Here is a 4,231-nt window from a genome sequence, read left to right as displayed (position 1 = left end):
CGGGATCATGGGAATCACCCGGCGCACAGGCAATGTCATGATCGACGCCGGCAGTGTTACAACGGCAGGGGCCAGCGCAGCGGGTATCACTGCGCAGACTGTTGATGGGGTTGCCTCGGTCAGCGCAGATTCTGTCACGACCGCCGGCGCGAATGCCGATGGCATCTTCGTTTCCGCGATCGGCGGGGACGCTGACGTGACCGCCGGTAGAGTCACTGTAACCGGCGCCGATGCGACCGCCATCACCGCTACCTCGGATACAGGTAATGTCCGAGTATCGAGCACCGGTTCAGTGACAGCCAACGGTCGCAATGGCGGCGGCATCCTTGCAACCTCCGGCACTGGCAGCGTTGTCGTCATCGCCAACAATGTCAGCACGGTAGCTGCCCTGAGCGCAGACGCAGCAAGCGGCCGGGCCGCTATCGCGGCAACAGGTGCGAATGCGTCGGTACAGGTGAATGGCACAGCTGCCAGCAGCGGCACGAGCTTTGCGGCCGGCAATCCTGCAACAGTCGCTGTGATCGCCACCGACGGCAACGCCAGTGCCATCGTCAACAGTGTGTCGGCGCGCGGCAACGGCGTGAGCGCCGTGCGTGTTTCGGCGACCAATAATGCAGTCGCCATCATCAACGGAACCGTCGCCGCAACTGGGACTGGCGCGGACGGGATCATCGTCGATGGCGGCAACACCGCGACCGTGACAATCGGCGCCAATGGTACTGCAACCGCTGCGAATGGCGATGGTATTCGTCTGGTCTCGGTCAATGGCAGCACGCTGAACAATGCGGGCGTGATCGCGAACAACAGCAACGGTTTTGCCGTGGCTGCCGCGGGCGGGCCGCTCACGATCAACAATTCCGGAACCTTGACCAGCGACATCCAGTTTACGGCAGGTGCGGACCGTGTGAACAACACGGGCACCTATGTCGTGGGGCCAGATCCCGATTTCGGTGCTGGGACAGACGTCTTTGGCAACAGCGGAACGGTGCGTTTTGCACCGGGAGCCACGGCCCCGGTGGCGCGCATCTTCACCGGCTTGGAAACCTTCAACAATACCGGCGGATTGATCGAGCTGCGCAACGGCATCCCGGGCGATACGCTGACCTTGCCCGGCACCTTTGCCGGTTCGGCCGACAGCAGGCTCGGCCTTGATGCCGATCTTGCCGGTTCAGGGTCGGCCGACAGGCTGATCGTCGGCGGGGCGGCGACCGGTTCGACCCGCCTGCTGGTCGATCTGCGCGGACCAGGGGCGTTGCACCCGGGCGTCATACTTGTGGATGGCGGCGTGGGCACGCAGGCTGGAGCGTTCACGCTGGACGGCGGCAGCCGCATCTCCGGCCTGATCGAAACCGACCTGGTGTTCGACCCGGGCTCCAACAACTTCTTGCTGGTCGGTGCGCCTAACGCTGCCGTCTATCGTACGGCGGGTTTTGTCGAAGGAGCGCGCAATCTGTGGCATGTGTCGGCTGAAGCTTGGTCGGCGCACATGCGCGAATTGCGTGATGGCGCATGGGCGGGCGGCGCCGGGGAACCGGGCGGTCGCTTGTGGGTCCAGATGCATGGCGCAACCGAGCAGAGGGAAAATGTCCGCGACGTCAGCTTCTCGGGTCTCAACCGCAATTTCGATCTGGGCTATGATCAGGACTACTTCGGCGGCCAAGCCGGCTTCGATTTCGGCGGGGCGTCAGGCAATAGCGGCAATTTTGCCTTCGGGATCACCGGGGGCTACGTGAACTCCCAGATGAAGTTCAACGGTGCCACCGACCGAACCGCGTTCGATGCCTTCAACGCCGGGGCCTATGCCGGGATCAATTCGGGCAGCCTGTTCGCCAACGTCCTTGCCAAATATGATTGGTACAAGGTCGAAGCCGAGAGCGCGATCGGACAATATGCGGCCGACTTCGATGGCAATGCCTACGGCGCACGGGGCGAGATCGGAATCCGTGTCGGGTCCGACAGCTTCTTCGTCGAACCTGTCGGCTCGATCTCCTATGTCCGCACCAGCCTTGATGACCTGAACGTGCAGAGTTCGACCATCGAATTTCTTGATGATGAAGGCCTGCGCGGCAAGCTGGGGGCGCGGATCGGGGCGAGTTTCCCGAGCGGAGCGTTCAACACCATCGCCCTTTATGCAGGTGGCAATTACGTCCACGAGTTCAAGGGTGATGACAGCATCGACTTCACCAACAATGGCCGAACGGTCCGTATCGATAATCGCCCAATCGGCGACTACGGCGAAGCCGTTCTGGGTGTGAATATCGGCTCGCCCAACACGGTCAGCGGCTTCATCGAAGCCAATGGTGCCAAGGGAAGCCAGCTCGATGCCTTTGGCGCTCGAGCAGGACTGCGCTTCAGCTTCTAACTTCCGCTCGCACGTCCCGGGGCGGCCTGCCACTATGTCGAGATCTCAAGATGCTCGCCATACGGTCGCCCCCATAGGGAGCTAGTGGGAGAGCAGTCCTGGGCCGCCGGGCTGGCGGAAATGGCCAGGCAAGCCATCGTCACGGGACTCGTCGACTATGCGATGTAGCTGTGAGACATAGTTATCTATTTCGACGATAGATGCAGCGGTATGTCGCGTAGGGTGTGCAGCGTTCCCAAGCTGCGAGCGGTCACCAGCACCTGACCCGAATTTGATCCGGGCGAATTGCCGCCCCTGTCGCGTCGATCGATCAGGCCCGCGCCGGTTAAGCGGAAGATCTATCGGGGAACGATAAGGGAGCAGGGTCCGTCAGAACGCAATTTCTCAATGTTTCCAGAGGTCTGTGGCGGAGCAGGAGGGATTCGAACCCTCGATACGCTTTTGACGTATACACACTTTCCAGGCGTGCGCCTTCGACCACTCGGCCACTGCTCCGCAAGACTCCTTCGAGGCGCTACCGCTATGTTGCTTGAGCACCTGTGGGAGGCAGGCCCGCGCCGATAGCGGCGAACGGCAGGCTTCGCAAGGCGGTGCAGTTTGGCCGGGGGATGAAATCGTGGTAAAGGAGTAGCCGAGGCCAGCGCTGCGCGGATCCGGCATTCCCTGCGAGCGCGGCTGCAAGAGCCCCTTTTTCGCGCCCCCCTTTGCGTGCGGAAAAGGGGTTTTTGATTCCCGGGCGGATATGGCACACCGGCAGGCATGAGAACCGCACTTGTCGTCGTTTCGGCCGCTCTCGCATTCACGCTGCCGCTTGCCGCGCAGGATGCGAGCAAACCCGTCGCCCCCACCCCGCCCGAAATCGTCGCTGCCGCGCCCAAGGCGGACTGGGTGGCGATCCCGGCGGAGGACCTGCTGGTGATGACACTCGCGCCGGATGCCGACGGCCGCCCGCGCACCGTGGTGATACAGCTGATGCCAGCGCCGTTCTCGCAAGGCTGGGTCCACAACATCCGGCTGTTCGCGCGCGCGGGCTGGTATGACGGCATCTCGGTCAACCGGGTGCAGGACAATTACGTCACCCAGTGGGGCGATCCCAATTACGACAACCCCGAGGCGACGGGGAAACCCAAGCCCTTGCCGCAAGGGCTGAGGATGATGACGGAGAAGGACTATCTCGTCACAGCCGCGATGGGCCTGATCAACGATCCGATTGTTCATGGCTACGAGATAAGGCCCGGTGTCCGTGCCCGCGAAGGGCGACCGCCCGATGGCCTCGTGACTCCGTTTACCGCCGAAACGCTTGCGGGCACCGCAGAGCCATCACCGCCCGCGCCGCGCGACAGCTATGCGGACGGGACGGGCTTTTTTGAAGGCTGGCCGATCGCTGGCGAGCGGGCGCCAAGCAAGCCTGACGACCGTATCCAAGACTTCTTTCCAGCCTTCCTGAAAACCATGTGGCCCACCCACTGCTACGGCATGGTCGGCGTGGGGCGGAACTATTCGCCCGACACCGGATCGGGCGCGGAGCTTTATACCGTGATCGGCCATGCGCCGCGCCACCTCGATCGCAACATCGCCCTCGTCGGGCGGGTGATCGAGGGGATGGAGCACCTCTCCTCACTGCCCCGCGGCAAGGGCGCGCTCGGGTTCTACTCCGCCGAGGAAAGCGCCAAGCGCACGCCGATCACATCGGTACGGGTGGCGGACGACCTGCCGACGGGTGAGCGACCGGCGTTCGAATACCTCTCGACCGAAAGCGAGACCTTCGCGGCTTACGCCGGGGCCATCGCCAATCGCCGCGATCCGTTCTTCAACGTGCCTGCTGGCGGCGCGGACATCTGCAACATCCGCGTGCCGGTGCGGCGGGTG

2 protein-coding genes and 1 tRNA gene are annotated in these 4,231 nt (G+C 63.2%); 2 read left to right on the top strand and 1 reads right to left on the bottom strand.

Annotation, left to right across the window (positions count from 1 at the left end; all coding sequences use genetic code 11):
* Nucleotides 1-2,362, top strand: a 2,362-nt coding sequence (locus NBV68_RS18185) for an autotransporter domain-containing protein (protein WP_296312685.1), incomplete at its 5' end; no start/stop codon positions are given.
* 404 nt (nucleotides 2,363-2,766) lie between these two features.
* Here NBV68_RS18185 and NBV68_RS18180 read toward each other — a convergent pair.
* Nucleotides 2,767-2,857, bottom strand: a tRNA-Ser gene (locus NBV68_RS18180).
* Nucleotides 2,858-3,121: 264 nt separating this feature from the next.
* On the opposite strand from NBV68_RS18180, the gene NBV68_RS18175 reads away from it, so the two are divergent.
* Nucleotides 3,122-4,231 (top strand): peptidylprolyl isomerase (locus NBV68_RS18175; RefSeq protein WP_296312682.1); only part of this gene is annotated, 1,110 nt, incomplete at its 3' end.

Source organism: Erythrobacter sp. (genome assembly GCF_023653175.1).
Classification (GTDB): Bacteria; Pseudomonadota; Alphaproteobacteria; order Sphingomonadales; family Sphingomonadaceae; genus Erythrobacter.
Note: the sequence above shows the minus strand (reverse complement) of the source record. Positions and strands in the feature narration are given on the sequence as shown.